Annotated in this window: 1 protein-coding gene; it reads left to right on the forward strand. The window is 77.3% G+C overall.

The annotated features are described in order from the left end of the window. On the forward strand, positions 1-1,813 hold a 1,813-nt coding region (locus tag ABZ371_RS32290), incomplete at both ends, for a hypothetical protein (RefSeq protein WP_358686438.1).

A 1,813-nucleotide genomic window follows, 5' to 3' on the forward strand; every position in this document is an offset into this window, starting at 1 on the left:
CCGGAGCCGGCGCCCGCGGGAGCCGTCGAGGACGGCTCGGACCCGCTGCTCACCACCGCCACCCTGATGGCCGGCGCCCGGGGGACTCCGCGCGGGCGCGACTGGACCGGCTCCGGCATCGCGGGCGTCGACGCCTCCCGGATCCGGCTCCACGAACAGCGGGGCGGCAGGCTGCGGAGAGTCTCGGAGGAGGCGTCGCCCTGGGGGGCGGACGCCTACGTCGTGGCGGCCGAGGGAGGCAGCGACACGTCCCTGTTCGCCGCCGGCCGGGAGCTGGGCCCGCAGGCGCTGGCAGACCTGCTGGCGGCCGATCCCGTGCTGGCGTCCCTGCCGCACGACGTCCCGGTGGTATTGGCGAGCCCGTACGCCGGAGCCCGCTACGGGCAGTTGGCGCGGGCCGTGTCCGAGCGGCTGGGCCGCAGGGTCTGGGCGCCCAGTGGCGACGGGCGCCTCCTCGGCCCCACGAGTGGGGACGCCGGGGGCGCCGACCGCGGATCCACCGCCACCGAGGCCGGGGCCGAAACCGTCGGCGCGGCAGCTGCCGGGACCCCCGCCCCGGAGGCGGCGACCGCAGGCACCGGGACCCCCGGTGTCGCCACCCCGACCGACGACGGCGACGCCGGTCCGATCGCCCATGTCCCGTCGCTCGTCGACTCCGACCCCGACGACGCGTACGGCGACTGGGTGCCGTTCGACCCGCCGCCGGACGGGGCCGGCCCGGCCGTCGACCGCGAATGGGTCACCGTGGACGGCATCCGGTTCCGGGACAGCGACGTGGACACCCGGCCGCTGGTCGGCGCGGACCACCGCTTCGAGGGCCGGGAGTCGATGCCGGACGACGGCCGCAGGCGGCTGCGGGAACGACGGCTGAGGCTCTACCGGGGTATGCGGGAACGCGCGCACGTGGTCGGCCTCGGGGGTACGTTCCACACGGTCGGCACCGAGGAGACCGGGGAGGACCCCGAGGCGTCGGTCTACACCTTCCACGCCCACGGCGTACCCGGCGGGCTGAAGCTGGTCCACGACGACGGCCGGGTGCTGCTGCTCGGCGCCGAGGACGGCGGACGCTACATCGGCGGACTGCCCGAGGTGGTCGGCCGGGCGGCCGGGGACGAACTGCACGTCGCGAGCTGCTACGGCGGCGTGGCGGGTGACCCGCTGCGCGAGCAGTCCCTCATCAGGCCCGCCCCACCCGTCGAGGACCCCCTGGAGGAGGTCGCGCTCGCCCAGCACGCCGCCAACCACAGCGGGCGCACCACCACCGCCGCGACCGGCAGGACCGGCTACAACGACACCGTGCGGCTGCTCGCGGCCACGCCGGACGGCACCCTGGCACGCATGGCGACCTTCCTGCCCGAACCGGTGCACCGCACCGCTGAGTTGGCCGAGGCCGCCGGGCTGCGTCCGCTGCCGCGCCCCACGGGTGTCTCCGCCTGGGACGACGACGGGGCGCGCGCCCTGCGGTTGGTACGGGCGCTCCGGCGGGTCTTCGGCAACGAGGTGGAGGCCGACCGCGGGGTCCCGGGCGGCCGTCACGAGCGGCTGTTGCGCGGCATCGGGGCGCTGGAGACCCTGCGGGCGAACGATCCGGCGCTGAGTGCCCGCACACCGCTGCGGATGGAACTCTGGGAGTCGCTCGCGCGGACGCCCGGCGGGCCGGCTCCGCGACCGGCCGACTTCGAGGCCGTGCTCGAACGGGCCCTGGCCGCGCCGCGGGACGCCGTACTCACCGCCGTGTGGGACGTGCCGGCGCTGCGCGCCGCGGCGGACCGGCTCGCGGCGGGTGGCGACGCCGTGGTGCGGGCGGTCCTGC

Source organism: Streptomyces sp. NPDC005899, assembly GCF_040629645.1.
Classification (GTDB): domain Bacteria; phylum Actinomycetota; class Actinomycetes; order Streptomycetales; family Streptomycetaceae; genus Streptomyces.